Source organism: Phaeodactylibacter xiamenensis, from assembly GCF_965229835.1.
GTDB lineage: Bacteria > Bacteroidota > Bacteroidia > Chitinophagales > Saprospiraceae > Phaeodactylibacter > Phaeodactylibacter xiamenensis.
In genome coordinates this window covers 1,898,543-1,922,533 of sequence record NZ_OZ245931.1, presented here as the reverse complement: position 1 = coordinate 1,922,533, position 23,991 = coordinate 1,898,543, and the positions used below count along the sequence as shown (strand labels likewise).

Here is a 23,991-nt window from a genome sequence, read left to right as displayed (position 1 = left end):
GGAGCATGAGAAAGTGGGGGCTGGCTATATTGATTGCAGTACTGGCCCTGCCGGTGATTTTCAACTACCATTCGGAGCAGCCGGTGGAAGCCCTGCGTGCGGCTTATACCTATCCGGAGTCTGCATTCACGGAAGTCATGGGCATGCCGGTGCACTATCGCTCCGCTGGGGAGGGCCCGGTTTTGCTGCTCCTGCATGGTACCGGCGCAACCCTCCACACCTGGGAAGGCTGGACAGCTGAATTGCGGGATTCCTTCCGGGTCATTAGTGTGACTTTACCTGCCTTCGGGCTTACCGGCCCACGTCCGGATGAGGATTATTCTATCCCTGCCTATGTGGATTTTGTGCAGGCTTTCGCCAAAAAGGCAGGCTTGGAGCGGTTTTATCTGGCTGGCAACTCACTTGGCGGGCTGATTGCCTGGGAATATGCCCTGGCCCACCCGGAGCGCGTCCAAAAGCTGGTGTTGCTTAATGCCTCTGGCTGGCCCCGCGATAAGGAAATGCCGCTGGCGATGCGCCTGGCCAGAAAGCCGGTATTCAGGCAGTTGTTGCAGCGAATTACCCCCAAAGCGCTCTTCCGGAAGTCCCTCCGCGAAGTGTACGCCAATCCTGACCATATTTCGGATACTCTGGTGGACCGGTACTTTGATCTCTTCCTGCGGGAGGGCAACCGCCGGGCCTACGTGCAGCGCTTAAATCAGTCTTATCAGCCCGATCCCGATCAGCTTTCCGAACTTAACATTCCCACCTTCATACTCTGGGGCGAGCAGGATGCCTGGATTCCTGTTGCGGATGCGTACCGGTTTGATGAGGTACTGCCCAACAGCCAACTCCTGGTTTATCCGGATGCCGGGCATGTGCCTATGGAGGAATGGCCGGCACGCACGGCGGAGGATGTCCGAAGCTTCCTGCGATAGTGGGTTGCTTAGGGCTTCACGAGTGGTGTGCCTGCATAATCAGTTGGCAGCAGGAGTTCATAATCGAACCCATCCAAAAGGGCTTGCAGGCGCTCCGATTCAGGTGGAGCAACCTGGCCATTAGCGACCGCTTCCCGGATTGGGCGGAGGTCAATGAGTGCAAAAGCATCCTTCCGGGCTTGCAGGATTAAGGGCAGGTTTTGGCAATAGTAGCGGTTGCGTTTTTCGAGCCAATCGATTACCACTCCCTCTTCAGTGCGGTAGTAGCGGTTCCAGACCGCGATGTTGATGCTTTCCAGGCCCGCTTCGCTGGCAAGTGTGTGGGTGAGTTCCCCCAGGTCGAGCTCTCCGCCTGATTCGACTTTACTGGCGTGCAGCCGGCCGATTTTGACAAAAACTTTGGGCGTCCCGCGCCTGTCGTACTGTTGTTGAAAATTGTTCCTGATGTACTGCACCCGGTCGCCGTGTGAGGCACCGCCCCGGTAGCGGTCGTAAATATCCCAGCTGATTTTCAGGTCGTGCAACAGGGCCTGGGCTTCCGGGGAATGGGCTTCCAGAGCATTGAAATAGGCTTTTACCGCTGGCTCTTGTAAAATGCGCTCAAATACGGGGAAGCCCTCATCGTCCTGATCTTCCTGTATCATCCACTTCCGGATAGTGGCAACGGCGGCTTGATGTAGTGCTGTGGGCACGTCCTCGGGTTTTAATTGGCGTTGCAGCCAATCCAGCAGAAAAAATACCGATGAAAAGTACTCCTGATCCAGCCCCCAAATGGAAAAGCCTTCCCGGCGGAGCGCCTGAAGAAAGGCGGCATCTTCCTGCAGTTCGAAAAAAGGCATGGGTACGTCAGCGATAGCTTCAAACTGGTACTGCTCATAGAATGCGGCGAGGTTGGCCGGTATATTTTCGGGCACTGTGGTCAGTTGTTCCAGGTACTGTGCAGAATGAGGCCCGATTTCGCACGCAAAGTGCCGGAAACCGTTTGTGCGGAGCATGGGGGCCAGTTGTTCCACAAAGCGGGACAGGGTAGGGGAGCCGTGGGTTTCTCCCAATACCAGGATTTGGGCAGTTTGTACGGCCTGTTCGAGCGTTTGGGCCCCTTCACCGGTAAACCCCTCCGGCGTAAGTTGGAAATAGTGCGTATGGGAAGCGACAAAGGCACTGTCGAGTGCGGGTAATGCTGAGCTTGGGATGTTGGTTTTGGGAGTCTGACAGGCCCAAACCACGAATAAGGAAAAGTATAGCAGGTATTTCATAGCTGGAGTAGTTTGTGCCCGGCAGCTGTTGTGGCCACCGGGCAGTTGTCAGTCGGGTGATTTATCGAACGGTAAAGTCGTTCAGGCTGTCGAATTCTACTAATTCATAGCGGGGGGAGCACTCGTAAAGCCAGCGCAGGATGCCCATGTGCCCGGCCCCAAAGAGGATAAGTACCCGGTCATCGTCCTGAATATCCAATTGCTGGATTTTATGAAAAATACGCAGATTGCGGTTCATCCAGAACATAGACAGCGCATCCGGTCCTTCAAAGGCCTCCGAGTCAAACTGCCCTCCGGAAATGTACGCCCCGAAGTAACGGTCGATGACCTTATCCTGATTGAGGTACAGGAAGTTTTCCAGCAGGGTATTGTGCGGCATTTGTTTGTCGCTGTAAACGTACCATTCCTTGTAGCGCTTCATCCACTCATCTTTGCCCCCAAAGTAATGGCGGTCGCCAACCTTTTTAATGTATTGATCGGCTTCCGAGTCTCCAATTTTGTCATGCAGATCGCCCAGTAACCCCCATGCATCGCAGCCGTAGATCGTATCCAGCCCCAGCTGATCCATCAGGCGAATGCCGACCTGATCGCGTTCATTGGCATATAGTTCCTCTTCGCCTTTTTTCCAGCGGCGGTAGCGGTTCATGAGGTAGCCCGTATTGGCACCCGATTCCACGATGATTTTGGTGGGCTGAAACTGGGCTACATAATCCAGGAGTTCCTGCAGTTCTTCCTGCCGCTTAGGTGTGAAAATATTGATCTTGTCTTCCTCCCTGGTCTTGTGCTCGTCCAAACCAGGGTAAGCAAAATGCAGGTGCCCATGAGCAATACCTGAGGCACCTGCCGGTCGCCAATGAGAAACTCGTCCGGCCCCTTGTAGGGCATCTCCTGGGCGTTGGACAAGTGAAGGAAACATAGAGCGATGAAAATAGGGATAATGGATTTCATTGGTGATAATTTTTTGTTTTCGGTTGAGTAGAGAAATGGTCAAAAAAGCATTTATGGATCAGTCCTGTTGAAGCAGCAAGACTTCGGAGAAGTCACATCTTAGTATCCCTTTAAACACCATAGCTGACCGACTTCGTAGAAGTCGAACGTTGCCCACTGTTAAAGGAAATAATCCAAGTACTTTCATCTGTAATCCAGCTTGTGATTGTTATAGATGACTAAGCACAAACACAAAAGTGCAGCCCCCATCCACGGCTTCCAACCGTAATCGGTAACCCTGAGGATTTCCCCGGTCAATCCCAAAATTCAAAACAGTGGGCATTCACCGGGCAATCCTACCCATTCACCGATAGAATCTCCCTGCCAGCCTATCCTTCGGGGGGATACTGCCCATGAATTGCTTAGTTTTAGCTTAAAATTGATCTGGGATGAAACCTAAATACGGCGTTTTACTCATCTGGAGTGTGGCCTTTTTCCTGATGTACGTGGAGCTTAGGGATATTGCCGACGATGGCATTCAAAGCTTTGTGGATACCTGGACCAGCCAAAAGGGCGTCTTACTTTCTTTGTCCTCCCTGATTGCGGATATTCTGTATGCCTTTGGTTGCTATTCTGTGCTTTTCTGGCTCAGGGGCAAGCCGAACCTGCTGCTTGGCGTACTGCTCGTTGGGGTTTATCCGCTAGCCACAGCTATCCGGTTTCTGATCGAGGAGGTGCTTTACCTGCGCTGGTTTGGCTTCGACAATTACTACGATCAAATGAGCACCGGTGCTTACCTGCTGGACAATTTGTACTACGCCATCCCATTTTCAGCCGTAGGTATTGTGTTTTACTTCTCACAGTATTCCCGATTCCGGGAGCGGCAAAGCCAGGAGTTGCTCATTCAAAATCAGAAGACGGAGCTGGCCTTTTTGCGGTCGCAGATCAATCCCCATTTTCTTTTCAATACCCTGAATAATGTCTATACCCTGGTTTACCAAAAATCAGATAAAGCACTGGAAGCCATGGAAAAGCTGACGGGCCTGCTCCGGTACGCTCTGTATGAGAATGCTGATCAGGTGCCCCTGGAGCAGGAAGTTAGGTACATTGAGGACTTCATTAGCCTACAGCGCCTTCGGTACGGGTACGAGGTGCAACTGCAATTTGAGGTGCCCGACAACCTGGACGGGCTGGTCATCCCTCCATTTGCGCTCCTCCCCTTTGTGGAGAATGCCTTCAAGCACGGCGAGCTGCGGAATCCGGAGCATCCGGTAGTCATCCGGCTGGAGCGTACGGCAGAGGTTTTGGTCTTTCACACCCAAAATGCCCTGCGGGTGCAGCAAAAGGATCAGGTGGGCGGCATCGGCCTGGCCAATATCCGCAAACGCTTATCTTTGATTTATGAAGATCAGCATGAGTGGACCGTCGAAGCAACCCAAAATCAATTCGAAGTCACCCTGAAAATCCCCATTGCCTTATGCTCCGATGTGTAATTGTGGATGATGAGCCCCTGGCCATACAGTTGTTGTCCGACTACGTCCGGAAAACTCCGGATTTGGAATTGGCAGAGGCTTTTTCCAACCCCATTGAGGCTTTGCAGTACCTGCAGGGGCAGACGGATTTGCTGCTTTTTCTGGATGTGCAAATGCCTGAGCTCACCGGCATTCAGGTGATGAAAATCCTGAATCAGCGCCTTCCGGTCATCCTCACCACTGCTTACGAGCAATATGCGCTGCAAGGGTACGAACACAACGTGGTGGATTACCTGATGAAACCGATCTCTTACGACCGTTTTTACCAGGCCGTGCAAAAGGTAGAGGCCGGTGAAAGGAATCCGGCTTCAGAAGCTCAGGAGGCAGAAGCGAGCGCCTCCTACTTATTTGTGAAAACGGAATACCGCCTGCAGCGCGTCGACTACGCTGAGATCGCTTATTTGGAAGGGCAGGGCGACTATGTGGCCATCCACACGCCGTCCGGCCGTATAATGACATTGGAAAACATGAAGCATTTTGAAGAAGTTCTGCCGACAGCTTTATTTGTGCGCACGCACCGGTCCTATATCGTGTCCATTCCCAAAATCGACTACATTGAGCGCAACCGGGTGGTGATTGGAAAGGAGCGCCTGCCGATTAGTGAGGGGTACCGGAAGAGCGTGATGGGTAGATTGAAAGGGTAATAAGATCGGCTATCTTAGCCTTTGCCTAATCCACTCAAAAAGCTTTCGCATCCTGACCAATCAGATAATTCGCCACCCAGCCGTAAGCGAATATGCCCAGTGCAAAAACAATGATCAGCCAACTGCCGAGGGAGGGGACGAGCGCTCCAATAATGCCAACAGCTGCCAGTGCCAGGCTGTAAATGGTCAGGGAACGCCGGGCTTTGGTACCTTCACTGACGGAGAAAGTGCCACCGGCAGGGACTAAAAGCAATCCAAAAACAAGGCCCAGGAATAGCAGTTGCCCGGCATCGCTAATGAAATAGCCCGCCAGGGAGAGGAGCGATAACCCAACCAGGCCACCAGCGATATTGGAGCCCATTTTTTCATCTTCTGTCAGGGCATGTTTGCCGATAGGGTGCAGGCGCAGGAAGAGGTTAGCTATCGGGATTGCAATCCATGAAGACAGCGCAAACAGTACGTACAGGGCGATAATAGGATAGAGCAGGGGCGCCAGCGCAGGGTTGCTACGTGCCACGCCCAGTACTACCCGGTAGATGATGTAAGCTCCGATCACCACTGCCCAGCGGTTTTGCTCATTCATTTTCGCCATCCAAAGGAAATACTTCAGTAGGCCGCGGTAGAAAAAGTTCTCGCCTTTGATTGCTTCCTTGAGGCCAGACCGGGCGTATTCGTTATTGGGGTTCAGTCGGAGGGCTTCCCGGAAGTTTTGCTGGGCTTCCTTGAAACGGCTTTGCTCAATAGCCACCCAGCCACGGTTGGCGTGGGAGTAACTGTCCTCGGGGGCTTTGTGCAGGGCGTAGTCGATAGTCTGAGCGGCTTCGGCTTTGCGGTTGAGTTTCACCAGGGCTTGTGCCCGTATGTTGACCAGGTTGACATTTTCAGCATCCTGTTCCAGCCCCTGTTCGGCAGCGTCGAGGGCTTCCTGCCATTTTTCCTCGTAGAAGGCAACATGAGCGAGCAGCAGGAAAAAGTCTGCATCCGCCGGGTTGAGCTGAAGCCCCTGCCGGATCATTTCGCGTGCCTTTTTCGTGTTCTGATTGTAAAAGTACGCCCTTGCCATGGTGTAGAGCAGGAACGGATCGTTGGGGGCGTACCCCATGGCACGTTCGCTTAGTTCCAGGGCTTCAGCGTAGCGTTTGCCGCTGAGGTAGCATTCCGCCAGCCAGGCCATGGCGTAGGCGTCATTGGGCGCATGGCTTAGGGCCTGCTTGAATTCTTTTTCGGCATCAGCCAGCCGCTTTTGGGCCAGGAGCAGCTTGCCTCGTTCCAGATGAATGTTGATCATTTCTTAATCTTGAGGTAGTCGAGGATTTCGTCATAGATGCCCGCCTCATTGGCAAAGAGGGCGTAGTTCTTGGCGGTACTAAACCATTCCTTAGTGGTGGCCCGGTGCTTTTTGATGGCTTGCTCCAGATCTTTTGTTTGCAGAGGCTGAGGGGTTCCCGTGCGAATGGCTTCTGCCAGTTTGCCTTCTATGGCGCGGTCGATGATGGCCTCCAGGTCGGCCCCGGAAAAGTCACCGGTCTTTTTGACCAATGTACTGTAATTGAGCTCGCTTACCGGCTTGCCTTTGAGCTTCAGCTTTAGTATGGCTTCGCGGGCAGCTGCATCAGGAGGTGGCACGAAAATGATACGGTCGAAGCGCCCCGGACGACGGAAAGCGGAGTCGAGGTGCCAGGGTGCGTTGGTGGCTGCCAATACCAGTACGCCTTCATTATTATACTCCACACCATCTAATTCGGCGAGGAACTGATTGATGACATTCCGTCCGGCACTGTGGCGCATATCCGACCGGCTGGCCCCCAGGGCATCCACTTCGTCAAAGAAGAGAACGCAGGGTTTCAGGCTTCGGGCTTTTTCAAAAATAGCGTGGAGGTTGCGCTCGCTCTGCCCGATGTACATATCCAGAATATCGCTGATCCCTACGGCCAGGAAATTGGAGCCAACCTCACCGGCAGTAGCTCTTGCGAGGTGGGTCTTGCCGCAACCGGGCGGGCCATACAGCAAAATGCCACCACCAATTTTCTTCCCATAGGCCTGGTAGATTTCCGGGTGTTTCAGCGGATGGAGAATTTTCATGCGGACTTCCTCTTTTACCTGTTCCATTCCACCGACGTCTTCAAAGGTGGTCTCGGGCCGCTCTATGTCTATGCTTTTATCCTGGTCTTCGCCTTCGTCTCCTCCGGTTTTGAGCTTGATTTTTTCCGGTTCCGGCTGGTCTTTAATTTGCAGATTGATCTCTGATTCCAGGTAGGCGTCCCGGAGTTTATCGTTGATGGCGATGGCATTTTCGTAGGCTTCCTTAGCGGCTTCGGCTTGCTGGCTTTGCAGCAATAGTTTGGCGTATACTAGCCATGCTTTTGCTGGTGGGGCAGGGGCTTCTACTAACTCTTCGATCAGTACCAGTCCGGAGCCGGTTTTCTGCTGGGCGCGGAAGGCATCGGCGAGGCCGATTTTAAGGTCGGTATCCTCTGCGTTGAGGCGGAGTGCGGCTTTATACTCGGCTTCCGCTTCTTCATGGCGGTCCTGCTTCATCAGTGCATTGGCCAGGAGTTTCCGCAGCGGGAGGTTGTCAGGAGCGCTTTTGAGGGCTTCGCGTAGTTGTTGTATTTCGTCCATGTGGTCCTTTCTTCTTTTGGGAAGGGCAAGGTACGGAATTTGGGGGAGAGTTGGGAGGGGGGAGTATTGCAGTCTTGTAGTGGGCAGTATTGCAGTGGGGCAGTCTTGCAGTGGGGCAGTATTGTAGTGGGGAGTATTGCAGTGGGGCAGTCTTGCAGTGGGCAGTCTTGTAGTGGGGCAGTATTGCAGTGGGGAGTCTTGCAGTGGGGAGTCTTGCAGTGGGGAGTCTTGCAGTGGGGAGTCTTGCAGTGGGGAGTCTTGCAGTGGGGGAGTCTTGCAGTGGGCAGTCTTGCAGTGGGCAGTCTTGTAGTGGGCAGTGGGCAGTCTTGTAGTGGGGCAGTCTTGTAGTGGGCAGTGGGCAGTCTTGTAGTGGGGCAGTCTTGCAGTGGGGCAGTTTGGCATGTAGAGGGAGCGAAGGTAGCCTGATGTGAGGCGGTCTGGTTTTGGGCGGGTGCCGGGTTACAGTCAACAGGTTGCCTTCGCTCCGAGGTGTTGTTAGCTCATTGCTTTGAGGGTTTGCCGGAGGTAGCGCTTGTACTTGATGCGGTACGCCCGGTAGATTTTGCGGTAGCGGGTGTAGGAGTCTTCATGATCCATTACGGGGTGAGGGTGCTCGCCATTGAGAGGGGCAGGCTGTTGCATAAAGCCCTGCTGCTTCATCCATTCATCGTTGTAAATCTTACCGAGGTAGCGGGTGCCGTGGTCGGGGAAGAGGGCGACGACTACATCAGTTGGCTTGAGCTGTTCCTTGAGGCGGAATACGGCCTGCATGGCAGAGCCACTGGAGTAGCCTACGAGCAGGCCTTCCTGGCGGGCCAGCTGACGGGCACGGTGGGCGCTGCTACGGTCGGTAACTTTGATAAAGTCATCGATCAGATCGAATGCTACGTTGCCGGGGATGATGGTTTTACCAAGACCTTCTACTTTGTAGGGATAGATTTCACTTTGATCAAATTCGCCGGTTTCCCAGTACTTTTTGAGTACGGAGCCATAAGCATCCACCGCGATGATTTTGATGTCCGGATTTTTCTCTTTGAGGTAGCGGGCGGTGCCGGACAGGGTGCCACCGGTACCTGCGCAACAGACATAGTGGGTGATTTTGCCCTCAGTCTGCTCCCAGATTTCCGGGCCGGTAGAGCTGTAGTGGGCCTGGGAATTGTTGAGGTTGAAGTTTTGAGCCAGGTAGTAGGCCCCAGGGATGTCCTCAGACAACTGTTTGGCGCGGGAGTAGTAGGAGCGGGGGTCTTCGGGAGCTGCATCTGCAGGGCAGACGACCACTTCGGCGCCCATTGCTTTCAGCAGGGACAGCTTTTCCTGAGAGGCTTTGCTGGAAACCGTGAGGACACAACGGTAGCCCTTCAGGCTGCAGATCATGGCCAGGCTGTAGCCGGTGTTGCCGGAAGTGGCCTCCACGATGGTATCTCCGGGCTTGATAAGCCCTTCGCGCTCTGCCTGTTCGACCATAAACAACGCCGTCCGGTCTTTAGCCGATTGCCCGGGGTTGTAAGCTTCTACTTTTCCGTAAATTTTCGCCGGCAGGTCCTTAGTGATCCGGCTAAGATGGATGAGTGGCGTATTGCCGATAGTTGCCAGTACGTTCTCGTATCGCATATAAGCTTGCTTTTTGCTCACGATAGGCTGTACTTTTGTACAGCATGTTTGATTTTTATAGGCTTAGTTGCCCGGAGTGTATGGTCCGGAAACTAAGTACAGATTTGCAGTCCCGATACGATTGTGAAGCAAAGGTAATAAATTTTTTGCCTCTGGGAAGATCGGTATTTCTATTTCTCCTTTGTCCCGAAAAGTATTTTAAACGCAATGATCAATATAACCTCCCTGCAATGAAAAAAGTCAACAATCAGAATAGGAAGCCGTTTTTGACGTATCTTGCTATTTATTTATTTGGTACGCGCAGCCATTGCTGTATCGGCATAAGGCCACCCAAACACCCAACACTTTATGGCAGACACACGGATATCCTTTAAAGCACGATTGATTCTATACCATCGCGGTCGTATTCTGTTACTTAAGCAGACGAAGCCTAACGGGGGCAATTACACGCTCGTGGGCGGTACGGTGGAATCCAGGGAGTTTGCCCGGCAGGCGCTCATCCGGGAGAGCTTTGAGGAGGCAGGGATCATCCTGCGGGAAGAGGACCTGGAACTGGCTCACCTGTTGCACAAAGTGAATGGAGAAGAGCACCGCATTGTCTTTTACTTTAAAGCTTACCGTTGGGAGGGCGAACTAAAAGCAAAGGAGACGCACAAATTCAAGGAGGCAGAATGGTTTTACCTGGAGGATTTACCCAGGAATCTGACCTCAACGGTACGCCACGTACTTGAGGCCTACCGTCATGGCCAGTTGTATTCCGAATACCTCAAAAAATAGCTCTTAGTTTGCTACCACCGGAGGTTCCAGTAGCTGGAAAAACTGGTCCAGGCGTGGCATAATCACGATCTCAGTACGGCGGTTAAGGCTGCGCCCGGTTTCGGAGTCGTTATCTGCTTTGGGTTGTTTGTCGGCCCGGCCTGCAGCGATCATGCGGGTGGGGTCTACATAATGTTCTTCCTCCAATGCCCTTACCACTGCCGTAGCGCGTTTTACACTCAGGTCCCAGTTATCTTTAATACAATTGTTGGAAATGGGTACGTTATCGGTATGGCCTTCCACCATCAGGTTGAGGTCGCTATGATCGCTGACCACCATAGCTACCTTGCCAAGTACTTCGTTTGCTTCTGCTGTGATCCGGGAACTACCGGACTGGAACAGGAGCTGATCGGAAATGGAGACATGCACCACACCGCCCCGGACTTCCACCTTCACATCATCGTCGTTCAGGTCGGAAAGGGAGCGTTTGAGGTTGAGCACCAGCGCCAGGTTTAGGGAATCCTTTTCCTGCATTTTGGTCGTCAGGTCCTCAATGAACTGGTACTGTTGGTTGATGTTCTCCAGGGACTCCCGAATACTCGTAGCACCTTCCTTACTCACAATGGACAAGTCGGACATGCGGTCAAGCAGGCTGGAGTTCGTAAACTGCAGGTGCTCAACCTGGTCTTCCAGCTGCTGGATTTGCTTGTCTTTTTCACTTACCTGCCGTTCCAGGCTTTCGACTTTGCCCTTGTTGCAAGCGGAAAACGTGAAGAGAGTGATGATTAGTAAAGCGAAGAGGGTTGTTTGTTTCATCCTGTTTTAGCATTAATGGTGGATGGAAAGAACTGAATTGCCCCTCCGTTTAGTATATCCGGCTTTAACTTATCACTCTGTGGCAGAGCTGATTTTCCGGTGAACGCCCACATAGTCATCATCTTCTTCGCCATCTCCGTCCCAATCCATTCGGGCTTTCAGGCTAATCAGCCCGTTCTCAATGCCGGCTTCATAGTGGTAAGTGGCATTGGGCTCCACCATCATGAGCGTATCCCCGAACACATTCCACATGCCCCGGCTCGTACTGAGTATGGTATCGGTAAGGCTGGTGAAGACCTGCTCGTATTTATTATCCAGTTTATAGTAGGTCTTTACCGGCTTAACACCTAAACGGCTTATCCACTCTTCTTCCCGGACTTCAAAAACGTAGGAGGTATCGGTGCCGTTAGCCGTATTAATATCTACACGCAAAGACACCGATTCCCAGGTGCCGGGCAGGGTCTTTTGCAGGTCTGCCTTTGCGGTATCTATGGTGGAGGCCGGATCTGACGAACAACCAATGGTCAGCGCCAGAAAAATGAAAAAAGGTAGCTTATTCATACTGCTTCAGTTAGTTTGTAGCGCAAAAGTAAATCTTACTGATGAAAAGGATGAGGGGCCAGGGGCAATTTAGCTAAAGGGTGAAAATCCCCTTTTAGCCCGAGTGGTTGCTGATGCCGGATGTCGTGTACAATTTCAATGGCTGGGCGGGCAGCACTCAGGGGGAATCCTTTCCCATCAAGGATGGCCTGATAGCTTTGGGTGTGCAGGTCGGTAAAGCCTCCGCTGAATTCAAATTCTTCTCCTTCAATAGTGAGCGCCCGGAAAGTGCGCCCTCCGGCAGTTTTTACGATATCCGGCAGAGTGTCCGTGTTGATACTGAGAAACCAGCGCACCCGCGCCCGCTCGAATTCCAAAAAGCCCGCCGCCCGGTCATGCGTATGCAGGTGGACGGTATTCTGCCGGACCGGCCCGAAAATCCACTGCAGCATGTCGTAAAAATGTACGCCAATATTGGTGGCGATACCGCCCGACTGCGGCTCCCTGCCTTTCCAGCTGGCGTAGTACCAGTTGCCCCGGGAGGTGATGTATGTCAGGTCTACATCAAACTTGGAGTCACCGGGGGCTTGCTGTATGCGCTCCCGGAGCTGCTGTACGCTGGGGTGCAGGCGAAGCTGCAGGATATTGAATACAGACCGGCCGGTTTCAGCTGCTATTTCCTCCAGGGCATCCAGGTTCCAGGGATTGAGTACCATAGGCTTTTCACAAATGACATCTGCTCCATGCCGCAGCCCAAACCGGATGTGGGCATCATGAAGATAGTTGGGAGAGCAAACACTGAGATAGTGAAGTGGTGTGCCGGAGCGCTTCAGCTTTTCGAGGTGCCGGTCGAAGCGTTCGTACTCCACAAAAAAGGCGGCATCCGGAAAAAAGGAGTCGATGACCCCCACGGAATCATGTTTGTCAAGTGCTGCAATGAGGTCGTTGCCGGTATTCTGTATAGCTTGCATGTGCCGGGGAGCAACGTAACCGGCCGCTCCGATCAGCGCAAAGTTGTATTTCATGGTTGTGCAGTTGGATTAGGAAAGGGGATGGATTCGGTCTCCGTTTTTCAGGTAGACGGTCCCTGTTGCCGGGCAGATGGCGCGTAGGTCTTCCCCAAAGGAAAGTTTTTCGCCGTGGGCGCTCATCCATCCAGTCTGCCTGGCAGGTACCCCGGCAACTAGCGCATAGGCAGGAACATCGCGGGTCACCACCGCACCAGCAGCTATGAAAGCATAAGTGCCGATGGAATGGCCACACAGTAAGGTGGCATTAGCGCCAATGGTGGCCCCTTTTTGGATCAGCGTCGGCCGGTACTCCGTCTTGCGCTCCACACCAGCCCGCGGATTGATCACATTTGTGAAAACCATGGATGGCCCCAGGAATACCTCATCTTCGCAAATGACACCCTCGTACAGAGAGACGTTGTTCTGGATCTTCACCCGGTTGCCAATTTGCACACCGGAAGCCACGAAAACATTCTGCCCAAGGCTGCACCCCTCACCAATGACAGCGCCGGGCATCAGGTGGCAGAAGTGCCATATTTTTGTGCCTTTGCCGATTTGTGCCCCTTCATCCACCCAGGCAGAGGGGTGCACATAGTAATCCTTGCTTTCCATACGTTGCGTAAATGATCTACGCCAAAAGTACGGTACGCCAACGGTAATTAAAACTTCGGGCAGGTAACATTCGTACGCCAGCGGGCCGGCTGTGTGTAAATAAAGCTGACCTCGAATGCACCACGGGAGTTATTAGCCGTAGCCAGTACAGAAGTGGTGATGTCGTAGCTCAGCCCAATATTCCAGCGTTCCATTTCAAGTACGGTGGTGGCTACGATGGCATCCATGCCTACGCCAGAGTCCAGCTGATTGGAAAAATGGGTCCATCCACCGGCCCGGATGGCTACTTCCCGCCAGTCGCGGTTGGTATAGCGGAAGTTGGCACCTGCCATAACACTCAGGTGCGGGCCCTGACTCATCACTGCCGCTGCCGGCAACAGGCTAAGCCCTTTGGCTAAAGGGAACTCTCCGCCCATATGGCCTACAAAGCGCATGTCCAGAGGCGTGGCATCGGCACCCAGAAAGGAGATGTTGGGCTCATTGAGATGCATAAGGGAGCCGCCAATGTAAAAACTTTGGTTGTCTTCAAAGGTGATAAACCATAGCAGGCCGGCGTTGAAGTCAAGGTACATATTTGTACTCATTTCATCGCCGAAGGCTTCGCCGTTGTCGGCTCCAAAATCAATAGAGCCATTATTGGCATCAAATTGCTGGGAAAACCACAACCGCTGCCAGTTCAGGCCGTGCTGCCCGAAGCCTACCTGTGCACCGGCCACCAGGTACTGCGTATAGGGACGGTAGCCAGAGCCACCGAGCTGCTTCAGGAACGAACCCCCAATATTTGCTTTAGTCCGGTTGAAATTGGCCAGGCCTACCTCGTCGCGCATGGCACTGATGCCGAGCCCAAAGTAGTCATCATTCTGCACCCGGAAGCGCATGTCGAAGCTGGCGGCCAGGGTACGGTAGGGGTTATTGTCCAAAATGGCCGGATAAAGGTCCCGGTAGTTGGCCACAAAGCGCATACGCCCTTCAAAAACCCCGATCATCGCCGGGTTCATTTCCAGAGGAGCTGCGTAGAACTGAGACAGTCTGGGGTCCTGTGCCTGCAGGGCAGACAGGGTGCCCAGTAACAATAGTATGGTGTAGATATAACGCATAGTCTGCTTTTTTCGGTTTGAGTGTGTCAAAATCGGGTGCTGTTATCGGATTAAAGTGGTCTGCCCTTCGAGGGCTTCCTCCCGCCCGTCCGGATAGGTGACGATGACCTGCCAGATGTAAACACCGGGCATAAGCGCTTTGCCACGGTAGTTGCCATCCCAGCCGTTGGCTTCGGAGTTGACTTCAAATTCACTGCGCTCGAACACGAGTTCGCCCCAGCGGTCGTACACCCGGAACGTTTCCACGAAAGTGCCTTCCTGCCCGTGGACGATCAGGCGGTCGTTCGTGTTGTCCCCGTTTGGCGTAAAGCCGGTGGGCACTTCCACGATCCTCGGTTTTTCTACGTAAATACGCAGCTGATCGCTATCCGTACAGCCCAGAGAGTCTACGCCAACCAATTCATACAAAATAGAAAATTCCGGTGAGGCGACCGGATTGAAACAGTCGGTACAGCTCAGGGTGCCTTCGTAGGGTGGGATCCAGGTGAAACTAACATTACCCGTGGCATTTTCACTTGTGCCATAAATCCGTATGCTGTCTCCAAGGGTGATGGTGTAGCTCTGAGGCCCGGCGTCAATTTTGAGTTCCGGTGGATTGCTGATAGATGTATTTTCACTGCTGATACAGCCGTTGTTATCCCTTACATAAACGATGTAGTCATCTGCTTCCAGCCCAATCAGCAAGCTGGAACCTGAGAAGAAGTCATTGTCTAGGCTGTATCGGTAGGGGGGAGTTCCTCCTGTGGCATTAACCTGAATGCTGCCGTTTGCCTCATCAAAGCAAATCGGATTTTGAGCGGAGAGGTCCACCATGAGTGGTTCCGGAGAATCCACGCTATCGGTTAAAATGATCTCACAGGCGTTAGCGTCCGTAAGGGTTAGGGTATAGGAACCTGCTCCCAGGCCGGTTGCGGAACTGCCGTTTTGCCCGTTTGACCAGTTGAAGGCATAACCCGGTGTGCCTCCAGCCGGTAGTGCTGTAAGCGTGCCATTGAGGTTGCCAAAACAATCGATATCCTCACTTTCCAGCGTCGCTTCAAGTGGCGTAGGCTCTGTAATTCTGAATTCTGCAATGCCAGCGCACCCATTTTGATCATTGACCGTGAGGGTGTAGGTACCTGCTGCCAGGCCTGCAACGGTTTCTGTGGTTTGACCGTTGCTCCAGTCATAGGTGAATGGGGGCGCATCTCCGGTGACTTCCACAGCGGTAGCTGTACCATCTGCTCCGCCATTACAACTTACACTATCGGTAGCGACTTCCACTGTAATGGCTGGAGGTTCAGGCAGGAATCGGTCTCTAATCCGTTCGCAGCCTTGTCCATCTGTTACGGTCACGGAATAAGTCTGCCCACCAGCCAGTCCGTCGGTAATAGGGCCTGTATCTCCTGTACTCCATGTAATGGAATAGTCTTCAAAGGTTTGGCCGTTGCCACCAGTGATCAGGTTAATCCCAAGCCGTCCGTCGACCACCCCATTACAGGAAGGCGGATTGGTGATGATCAGGAACGATATTTCTTCGAGGTCGGCTGGAAGGATCGTATCCACTGCGGTACACCCGCTGTCATCTGTCACGGTTACAGTATAAGGTATGGTGTCCAGGCCGGTAGCCGTTGCCGTACTCTGGCCGTTACTCCAGCTGTACGTAAAGCCGCCTGTGCCGCCAAAGCCAGTCGCCGTTGCCTGATTATCCTGTGCTCCGAAACAGCCCTGCTCGGTCTGCATGACTTCAAGGGTTACTGCTTCCTGCGGTTCATCGAGGGTTATCGAAGACTCCAGCATACATCCGTTGTCATCTGTAATTGTAACCTGTACGGCTCCTGCCTCTAAACCGTCAGCGGCAGGCCCTTCCTGCTGATTGCTCCAGCTGAAAGTGTAAGGAGCGGTTCCGCCTTCCGGCAGTGCAGTAGCGGAGCCATCTGAGCCACCGTTGCAGCTGGCATCCTGTATTTGAAAGGTCACGCTGAGCGGCTCCGGTTCAGTGAGGGTCACAGATTGTTCGGTCATACAGTTGTTGTCATCCGTTACACTGACCGTATAGGTTTGTGCGCTAAGCATATTTGCGGTTGCACTGCTTTGAGCAAGATTATCGCTCCAGTTGTAGCTGTAAGTTCCGGTCCCGCCGCTGACAAAGACGGTAGCGGAGCCATTGTCGCCTCCGTTGCAAAGGGGTGGCGTAAAGGTTAATGAGTCGATAAGTAAAGCCGGGGGCGAAGTAACCTCTGTACAGGCGATCTGTTGGCATCCATTGCCATCGGTGATGGTCAGGCAGTAGTTGCCTGCCTGTAAGCCATTGATTTCCGGAGTGGTGGCATTATTACTCCAGGAATAGTCATAGGGCTGCACCCCTCCGGTGACCACACTCTGCAAGGCGCCATCCTCCAAATCAGCACAACTGGCAGCCTGCGGGGCGAGTTGGATGATGATAGAATCCGGTTGGCTGATTGTGACGGTATCGCTAGCAGTGCACCCGAGCGCGTCAGAGACCTGCAGGATATAAGTACCTGCGGTTAGCCCATCCGGCGTTGGCGTATCCCCTATGCCGGGGTCTTCCCAATTGTAGCTGTAGCCACCATTGCCGCCGTTGGCTGTCGCTGAGATCGCACCGGTAGAGCCGTTATGGCAATCAATCGTTGCTGTGATTTGAAGGCTGACTGTGAGCGTATCCGGTTCATTGAGCCCAAATTGCAGGGTGTCTGCGCAGCCATTGGCGTCATTGAGAATGACCTGATAATTGCCTGCACTCAGCCCGGTGAAGGTAGGATCAGACTGTGGCGTACCTCCATCAAGGCTGAACATAAGTGGTGCGGTGCCCCCCTGCGTTGTAATGGTTGCACTACCATCAGCAGCGCCGAAGCAGGTGGGGTCGGTTAGTGCATCCGCTGTTCCGGTAAGGGTGCAAAGCGCAATGGAACAAACCGTTTCGCCTACGGCAACTTCGCAGTCCAGCTGAGCCCCCCCTGTGAAGACGCGTACCTCAAAGGTGACGTTGTCGCTATTGTTCAGTCCGGTAAGCTCATAGGATGTACCCATAACAGGCCCTTCCCAGTTGCCGGTCACGCCGTTGATCGTTGCCCGGATTTCGTATTGTGTGAAGTCACCTACCGCTGTCCAGTCAAACTGCAGCACGCCAGGACCGGTAACCACGCAGCTCACCTGCGGGGCAGGGATGTCCGAAACCACACCGACCAATACCGTATCCATACCCACACAACCGTAGCTGTCATTGGTTTCCACAATATAGCTTGTGGTCATGGTTGGAGTAGCAACGGGGTCCGGACAATCTGTGCAGGATAAGTTATTTCCTACCCAACTGTAGGTAACATCATTATTGTTATTGAAGGAAATGGACCAGGAAATGAATTCGCCAACATCATTGGGCGCAAAGGCATCAGAAGCTCTTAGGATCCAGTTGCCGTTGATATCACTGCCGGTCAGGTCTGCCCAGTTCCCTTCGGGCTGAAAATCACCGGTAAAGGGCCCTGTCCCGGTATTGATTGGAGTGGTTGCCGCAGGCGTGAAGCAGGTGTTCGTATAGTTGTCAGAGCCACCACCGTTGCCGGTACTCAGCTCAAGGGTCTGCCCGGTTGGCGATTCCAGGAACAGATTAATGTCTCCGTTCCAGTTGGTTTCAATATTAACGCATACCGACTCAATCTGCGTGGTGGGGTCCGTTAATACCAGCGGGTTGATGCTGTTGACACTGATGACGGATTCGTAAGGGTTATTGTTAGGGTAATTGGCTGCACCGAAAGGAATTTGCGGAATTTGCTCAAATGTAATTGGTACCATGCCTGCAAGGGGCGAAGTGGCATCGAGCGCCACACTTTCGCCCTCACATATAACCGTATCGGTCAGCGGGCTGTCTGAAGTACCACAGCTGTAGCAGTCCGGATGCGTAATAGGCAGCGCCTGTATATTGACGGTAGTGTCGAAAGTGCAGCCAAAGTCATTTTCCACGGTGAAGGTATAGCTGGAGGTGCCCGCATTTTCCGGGATCGCGGAAATAGAGTCCTGGCTGTAGAAAATCATATTATCCGTTTCGATCCAGCCCCAGTTAGTGATGACCGGCTGAAAAGTTTCCAGGTTGGCAAACAGGCTGGGGTCAAAATTCAGGCCCCACTGGAAGAGCCAGCCATTGTCCTGTGAGAGGTTGTCCTGCACCCGGATGGTCCATTCGCCATTGAGGGGGCAGCCTTCCAGGTTGGAAAAATCTTGTTGGGGCAAATAACTTCCTTCCGGGAAGTAGGAATCCATATAAGAAAAGGTCTGGCCTGTATTCTGACTCGGCACGGTCGTGTAGGTGTATTGGTAGTCACCGGCTTCAGCATTGAGTGTGCCATAATCCGTGCCTGTCATGCTAAAGCAGTATTCGTAGGGTACGCCGGGGGTCAGGTCGCTGGATTGACTGTCTACTCCCCCTGTGGCAAAGGGCTCACCAAAGTTGGTGGAACCAACGGAAGACGCGCCATAATCTAAGATGAAAACAGATTGCCCGTTGGGGCAGATGAGCTCGATGTCCAGGTCACCACCGTAGGAGTGTTCCATAATCAGGCATACGCTGGAAAGCAGGTCGGAGTTGGTCAGGGTCGCTCCCGGAGGGAACTGGTTCAGGCCTACCGAGGAGAAGTAGCTCGTGCCGTTGCCATCAGGGAGCAGCAGGGTGTCAGAACGGCTGCCCCCTTGCTGAAAGCTGCCTTCCACCGTAGAAGCTGCAACATCCACGCCATTGAACGTACTATCCACGGTTCCAACCAGACTAATGGTATCTCCTACGCAGCCTGGCAGCAAAGCGTCGCCAAAGTTGTACTCAGGGTAAGTTGAAACCCGCACCCTTTGCGAGATAAAGTTAGTGCTGGTACAGCCCTCCGTATCTGTGATGGTAAGCTGCACGGTATATCCTCCAGGTTCAGAGTACTCATGGGAGACGTTGGGCCCAACGGCTTCGGAGCCGTCGCCGAAATTCCACAAAAAAGTGGAGGTCAGATCGGACTGAGGGTAGTCCAGGTTATTTTGCGGATAGAGGCCTGCCCCTTCAAAGGATACCCGGTCTCCGGGGCAGATGTCAATATAACCAGTATCGGCAGGTACAATCGCAGGGTTGGAAAAAGCGATAGTAGACAAGATCGTCTGGCAATCCTGAATACATTCAATATTGGCACTCCAGCCTGCATCTTCGGCGGTTGCATCAGAGGTGAAGGTCACGGTTACACAGCCAGAAGGGTTAGCCGCTGTTGCCTGAATAATAATACCATTACCATAGGTCAGCTCGTCGGAGCAGGCCAGTAGCGGGGCACTGGTATTCTCCCCGTCATAAAAGCACAACAGGTCACCGGGCTGAATATTCATGCCCGGAAAGGTCAGCTGAATATTCTCGCCAGCGCCCGTGGGGCAGAAGGTCGTCTCCAGGTTTTCATTGGGCCCGTATCCGTTCATATTGCCGCCCGTATCCAGGAACAACCCGTCGCAGGTATTGATCAGGGGCGATTCTCCCATGAGGAAGTTCTGGGCCTGGCCGGAAACGGCAGAAATGAAGAGGGCAAAAAATACGAGTAGGCGTTTATGCATGCTCATGAAGTGAGAATTTCTATTTGGTTTGAATGTAGAATTCCGGATGCTCCGAAGTCAATTTTGCGGATTGAGCCGTAATTATCTGACCGTTAGCGTCCCACCTCCGGAAAATATCTGAGGGTGGACATGCTGCCGAATAATCCAGACTGGCCGTACCAGTGTCATGGTTTCCGTAAATTGGTGGGATAAGATAGATAGATTTAGCGGCTTGACGAAAGGGTGTTGCTGTTTTAAAGCATGAGTTGCCGCCTGCCCTCTTGTTATAAGGGCTGAACAAAAATAACAATTTAAAATGGTCTTCAAAGCAGTCTGCTTTTTTTTCAACAGGGACTACTGCTGTTGGGGGGCGGTTCATCATCGTTTGGTGGTTTGCTAATCAGTATGTAGAACCCTTTGCCCCCAACCAAGTGATCTGAAGGCAGGACTGCTGCAAAAATATTCTATTCCACGTGCAAATCCCCATCCAAAAGCTGTTAATTCTACTTTATTGGCGACAAATATTGGGAAAAGTAGCGGGCAAACGGAGCACAGGCTAAAAGGACCATCGGTTATTCCGGGTCCATTCCCTGAGCAGGGCGGTCCGTTTGGCCGCAAGGGGGATGCTTCGTTCGTTGACTTTTATACGGAGAATGTCATGCGGCAGGTACTGTTCCGTGCTGCTGTTCCACCGGTATTGGATCCAGATACTGGCCCGGTCCTCCATGCCATCGCCATCGTAATCCCGGCTGCCACTGTCCACATGAAGGTAAACGAGGTCTGCCGGCTGATTACCAGGCTGAGGCACACTGCGCTCAAAGTAACCGAACAAGCCCAGAATTTGCTGGTAGGAAGGGCCACGCCGTGCATAAATCTGACCGCTGCATCCACCGGAACCACAATGGGAAGCCGAGTTGATTTCGATAAAAAGGAGGTCCGGATTTTGGCTGCTGCCAATGAGCGGAATGTATTCAATGTTGCAGTTTGCGCAGGGGGCGCTCTCATACACTTCCCCGCTTCTGGAGGTGAGTGGGTCACAAAGCCCAAGCTTGCCTGCGATCTCCAAGCCTGCCTTTTCGGGCTGCGCCCATCCCCACAGGGGCAATAGCAGCCCCACCCATATTTTCAGTACCGTTCTAAAAGGCATATCCGCTGTAGTATAGCCTGTGTGTAAGCGCAACAGGCCGGGTGTAGAAATAAAGACTACAAAAACTCAGGGTCGTCTTAGTGATTGTCAGCGAAGGGTATAGGAGTATTTTCTTTGCAAGGCAAGCTACAAAAAAATCGCATTTTTCAAAGAGGGCTAAGGTGTTTTTCCCCATTTTCTAAGCTGATTTAACACCGCACGCAGGTCCTTGGGCATTGGCGCCTCAATGAGCAATGGCTGTTGACTGCCCGGATGCACAAAGGAGAGCCGGCTCGAATGCAGGGCAATCCGGCTCAGCAGGGGGCGTTCTTCACTGGTTTTGCCGAGTTGGAAGCCCCGGGTTTTGATTTCAGAAAGATAAAGGGCTTCGCGCCGCCCGTAAAAGGCATCCACCGCCAGAGGGTGCCCAATGGCAGCGGCATGTACCCTGATTTGGTGGGTACGCCCGGTTTCGATCCGGAATTCTGCCAATGCGAATTGCCGGAAGGCTTCCAGTACCTTGTAGTGAGTGACGGATGGCTTACCTTTCCTGACGACCATCATTTGACCGGGTTTGGCCGGGTTGGGACCGATGGGGCGGTCGATAGTGCCTTCTGCTTCCGCTGGGCAGCCGTCAAGGATAGCGGAGTAGGCTTTTTCTACCGTGCGTTCCTGAAACTGCTGTGATAAGCTGCGGTGGCTTTCTTCATTGAGGGCAAAGACCAACAGCCCGGAAGTCTCCCGGTCCAGCCGGTGTACAGTCCAGACCTTGCCAAATAGCTGGTCTAGCTGGGTTTTCAGATTAGGCTTTTCAGCTGGCTTAAAGCGGTCGGGGAGGGTTAGCAGGCCCGCGGGCTTGTTCACGACCACGAGGTCATTGTCCTGATGCAGGATTTCGGGTTGGTATTTTGGCATGGACAGGTTGGGTTAAAGGTCTTTAAAATACTGAATGTTGCGGGCGTAGAAGGCCCATACAATGCTTTTGGGGTAGCGGCCGCAGAGATTGGGCTTGCTGGCAATGCTCACTTTAGCAACCCGGTCCTGGTTTTCCCGCCGCTTGCGCCAGGTGGCCTGCCACTGACCGAAAAAGGACCAGTGGGCCTGCACTATGGATGCGATGTGCTGAAATTTACCCTGGGATAAAAACAGCAATCCGGCCACACCATCGAGGAGGAGGCGGGCCGGCAAGATCCAGGCCAGCCGGCTGCCTGTCTCATTTTTAACCAGGGTGAACAGGCTGTTGCGGAAGTTCAGAAATGCCTTGCGGGGGGTATTATAGGAAAGTGTGCCGCCGCCAACGTGGTAAACCACGGAGCGGGGCCGGGCCATGATTTTGTAGCCCGCGCGCTTGATGCGCCAGCACAGGTCGATTTCCTCAGAATGAGCAAAATAATCACCGTCAAAGCCTCCGAGCTGCCGGTACAGGCTCGATCTTACCAGAAATGCAGCCCCCGTTGCCCAAAAGACTTCCTGCAGCTCATCGTATTGCCCTTTGTCGGTCTCTGTAACGGAGAAGATACGCCCCCGGCAAAAAGGGTAGCCCAGATTGTCCAGCCAGCCGCCGGCCGCCCCGGCGTATTCGAATTTTTCGCGCTCATGGTAGGCCAGAATTTTGGGTTGTACGGCACCCACCGCAGGATCGCGTTCCAGGAGCTCCACAAGGGGAGACAGCCACCCAGGGGTAACTTCCACATCAGAATTCAGCAACAGAAAATAGGGGGCATCAACCTGGGCCAGTGCCTGATTGTAACCTTCCGCAAAGCCGTAGTTTGTCTTGAGGTCGATGTGCCTGAGCTCCGGGTAGGCTTCCGCCAAAAAGGACAGAGAGTCATCTGTTGAACCATTGTCTGCGATAATGACCTCAAAGTTGCCGGAGGTATGCTCCAGGACCTTCGGCAGAAACTGCTCAAGGTAAGTTCTCCCGTTATAATTGAGGATGACGATGGCCACGCGGGGTGCTTCCGCTATTTTTTTTTTCGCTTGTTTGCTTTCCCGGGATTCGATGATGGCTTTGGTTTCCAGCCGGTCCTGTGCAAGCCGCTCACTGAGCTGATCCAGCCCGGCAAAGGCCTCGTCGTCCCGGGTACGGGCCACAAGTTCGAGCCTCAGTTTATCGCCATAGATGTCTTTATCAAAATCAAAGAGGTTGACCTCAATAGTTTTGTTTTGGTACTCTTTGAGGGTGGGGCGGTCGCCAATGTATAACATGCCGCCGTACCGTTGCCCTTTGTGGTAAGCGTAAACAGCGTATATACCGGTTGGGGGAAGCAGTTTGTGGCGGTTGTTCAGATCCAGATTAGCCGTTGGGAAGCCCAGCTTTTTCCCGATCTTATTGCCGTGCACCACCGTGCCGGTCAGAAAAAAATAGTGGCCCAGCAGCCGTTGCGCCTGATCAACAGCGCCCTGCTCCAGCGCCTTGCGGATTTTGGTGGAGCTTACCGCGATGTCTTCCACTTCGTGCTTGCCGATTTCCACGACTTCATAACCGGATTGTTCGCCGTGCCACTTGAGATAGTTGATGTCCCCCTGCCGGTTGAGCCCGAATCGGTGGTCATACCCGATAACTATATAGCGGGGGTGGAAGGTCTCTACCAGGAATTTCTGGATGTACTCATCGGCGCTCTGCTGAGAGAACTCCACCGTAAAGGGTACCACCACCACGTTGTCGATACCGTAGCGCCGCATCAGGTCTACCTTTTCGTCAATGGAAGTGATGAGCTGCAGGGTGTTGTCCCTGGGATAGATGACTAGCCGGGGGTGGGGGTGAAAGGTGATTACGATACTCTCGCCCTCGCACTGCCGCGCTAGCCCTTTGACCCGTTCCAGGATTTGCTGATGCCCCAGATGGACACCGTCAAATGAACCGATGGTGACAACAGCGTTTTGAAAATCCGGTAAATCATTCAGATCATTGAAAACTCTCATGCGCAGTAGGCTGATGTATAAAACAGCTAGAAAACTGTTCTGGGCTTTTAATTGTT

19 protein-coding genes are annotated in these 23,991 nt (G+C 53.1%); 4 read left to right on the top strand and 15 right to left on the bottom strand.

Features of this window, described 5'->3' with window-relative positions:
- The first annotated feature begins 5 nt into the window (after window positions 1-5).
- The gene (locus tag ACO08I_RS07050; RefSeq protein ID WP_421948903.1) at window positions 6-917 is read left to right on the top strand and encodes an alpha/beta fold hydrolase; all 912 of its coding nucleotides are present in this window, start codon (window positions 6-8) and stop codon (window positions 915-917) included.
- 8 nt (window positions 918-925) lie between these two features.
- On the opposite strand, the gene ACO08I_RS07045 is transcribed toward ACO08I_RS07050, so the two are convergent.
- Window positions 926-2,173 carry a hypothetical protein gene (locus ACO08I_RS07045; protein WP_421948902.1) on the bottom strand — a complete coding sequence of 416 codons (1,248 nt, stop codon included), beginning with the start codon at window positions 2,171-2,173 and terminating at the stop codon, window positions 926-928.
- Between the two features lie 61 nt (window positions 2,174-2,234).
- Window positions 2,235-2,966, bottom strand: coding sequence for a DUF5694 domain-containing protein (locus ACO08I_RS07040; RefSeq protein ID WP_421948901.1), 732 nt, complete (start codon window positions 2,964-2,966; stop codon window positions 2,235-2,237).
- Between the two features lie 583 nt (window positions 2,967-3,549).
- On the opposite strand from ACO08I_RS07040, the gene ACO08I_RS07035 reads away from it, so the two are divergent.
- Window positions 3,550-4,593: a sensor histidine kinase gene (locus ACO08I_RS07035; protein ID WP_421948900.1), complete on the top strand. Its 1,044-nt coding sequence runs from the start codon at window positions 3,550-3,552 to the stop codon at window positions 4,591-4,593.
- Complete coding sequence (locus ACO08I_RS07030; RefSeq protein ID WP_421948899.1) at window positions 4,578-5,276, top strand: LytR/AlgR family response regulator transcription factor; 699 nt, start codon at window positions 4,578-4,580, stop codon at window positions 5,274-5,276. Before ACO08I_RS07035 ends, ACO08I_RS07030 begins: the two co-directional genes overlap by 16 nt.
- A 34-nt stretch (window positions 5,277-5,310) precedes the next feature.
- Here the strand turns inward: ACO08I_RS07030 and ACO08I_RS07025 are convergent, their stop codons facing one another.
- The 3 genes from ACO08I_RS07025 to ACO08I_RS07015 form a co-directional block, all read right to left on the bottom strand.
- Window positions 5,311-6,564, bottom strand: a complete 1,254-nt coding sequence (locus ACO08I_RS07025) for a tetratricopeptide repeat protein (RefSeq protein ID WP_421948898.1) — start codon at window positions 6,562-6,564, stop codon at window positions 5,311-5,313.
- Entirely contained in the window at window positions 6,561-7,898 is a 1,338-nt protein-coding gene (locus ACO08I_RS07020) for an AAA family ATPase (protein ID WP_282779233.1), read from the bottom strand. Before ACO08I_RS07020 ends, ACO08I_RS07025 begins: the two co-directional genes overlap by 4 nt.
- 495 nt (window positions 7,899-8,393) lie before the next feature.
- Window positions 8,394-9,509, bottom strand: a complete 1,116-nt coding sequence (locus tag ACO08I_RS07015) for a PLP-dependent cysteine synthase family protein (RefSeq protein WP_282779236.1) — start codon at window positions 9,507-9,509, stop codon at window positions 8,394-8,396.
- Window positions 9,510-9,857: 348 nt separating this feature from the next.
- Here ACO08I_RS07015 and ACO08I_RS07010 point away from each other — a divergent pair, with 348 nt between their 5' ends.
- The gene (locus ACO08I_RS07010; RefSeq protein WP_052516480.1) at window positions 9,858-10,286 is read left to right on the top strand and encodes an NUDIX domain-containing protein; all 429 of its coding nucleotides are present in this window, start codon (window positions 9,858-9,860) and stop codon (window positions 10,284-10,286) included.
- 3 nt (window positions 10,287-10,289) lie between these two features.
- Here the strand turns inward: ACO08I_RS07010 and ACO08I_RS07005 are convergent, their stop codons facing one another.
- The 10 genes from ACO08I_RS07005 to ACO08I_RS06960 form a co-directional block, all read right to left on the bottom strand.
- A complete protein-coding gene (locus tag ACO08I_RS07005; protein WP_421948897.1) occupies window positions 10,290-11,081 on the bottom strand; it encodes an OmpA/MotB family protein in 792 nt (263 codons plus the stop codon).
- Between the two features lie 72 nt (window positions 11,082-11,153).
- A complete protein-coding gene (locus tag ACO08I_RS07000; RefSeq protein WP_282779242.1) occupies window positions 11,154-11,642 on the bottom strand; it encodes a hypothetical protein in 489 nt (162 codons plus the stop codon).
- Between the two features lie 35 nt (window positions 11,643-11,677).
- Entirely contained in the window at window positions 11,678-12,646 is a 969-nt protein-coding gene (locus ACO08I_RS06995) for a Gfo/Idh/MocA family protein (RefSeq protein WP_282779244.1), read from the bottom strand.
- A gap of 15 nt (window positions 12,647-12,661) precedes the next feature.
- Complete coding sequence (locus tag ACO08I_RS06990; RefSeq protein WP_421948896.1) at window positions 12,662-13,243, bottom strand: acyltransferase; 582 nt, start codon at window positions 13,241-13,243, stop codon at window positions 12,662-12,664.
- 47 nt (window positions 13,244-13,290) lie between these two features.
- Window positions 13,291-14,340 carry a PorP/SprF family type IX secretion system membrane protein gene (locus ACO08I_RS06985; RefSeq protein WP_044229275.1) on the bottom strand — a complete coding sequence of 350 codons (1,050 nt, stop codon included), beginning with the start codon at window positions 14,338-14,340 and terminating at the stop codon, window positions 13,291-13,293.
- A 42-nt stretch (window positions 14,341-14,382) separates the two neighbouring features.
- Window positions 14,383-19,911 (bottom strand): proprotein convertase P-domain-containing protein, encoded by a 5,529-nt coding sequence (locus ACO08I_RS06980; RefSeq protein ID WP_421948895.1) that lies wholly within the window; start codon window positions 19,909-19,911, stop codon window positions 14,383-14,385.
- A 13-nt stretch (window positions 19,912-19,924) separates the two neighbouring features.
- Window positions 19,925-20,266, bottom strand: coding sequence for a hypothetical protein (locus ACO08I_RS06975; protein WP_044229270.1), 342 nt, complete (start codon window positions 20,264-20,266; stop codon window positions 19,925-19,927).
- 174 nt (window positions 20,267-20,440) lie between these two features.
- The gene (locus ACO08I_RS06970) at window positions 20,441-21,031 is read right to left on the bottom strand and encodes a hypothetical protein (RefSeq protein ID WP_421948894.1); all 591 of its coding nucleotides are present in this window, start codon (window positions 21,029-21,031) and stop codon (window positions 20,441-20,443) included.
- Window positions 21,032-21,187: 156 nt separating this feature from the next.
- On the bottom strand, window positions 21,188-21,925 hold the full coding sequence (locus ACO08I_RS06965; protein ID WP_282779251.1) for an RluA family pseudouridine synthase: 738 nt from the start codon (window positions 21,923-21,925) through the stop codon (window positions 21,188-21,190).
- Window positions 21,926-21,937: 12 nt separating this feature from the next.
- Complete coding sequence (locus ACO08I_RS06960) at window positions 21,938-23,935, bottom strand: bifunctional riboflavin kinase/FAD synthetase (RefSeq protein ID WP_282779252.1); 1,998 nt, start codon at window positions 23,933-23,935, stop codon at window positions 21,938-21,940.
- Window positions 23,936-23,991 lie beyond the last annotated feature (56 nt).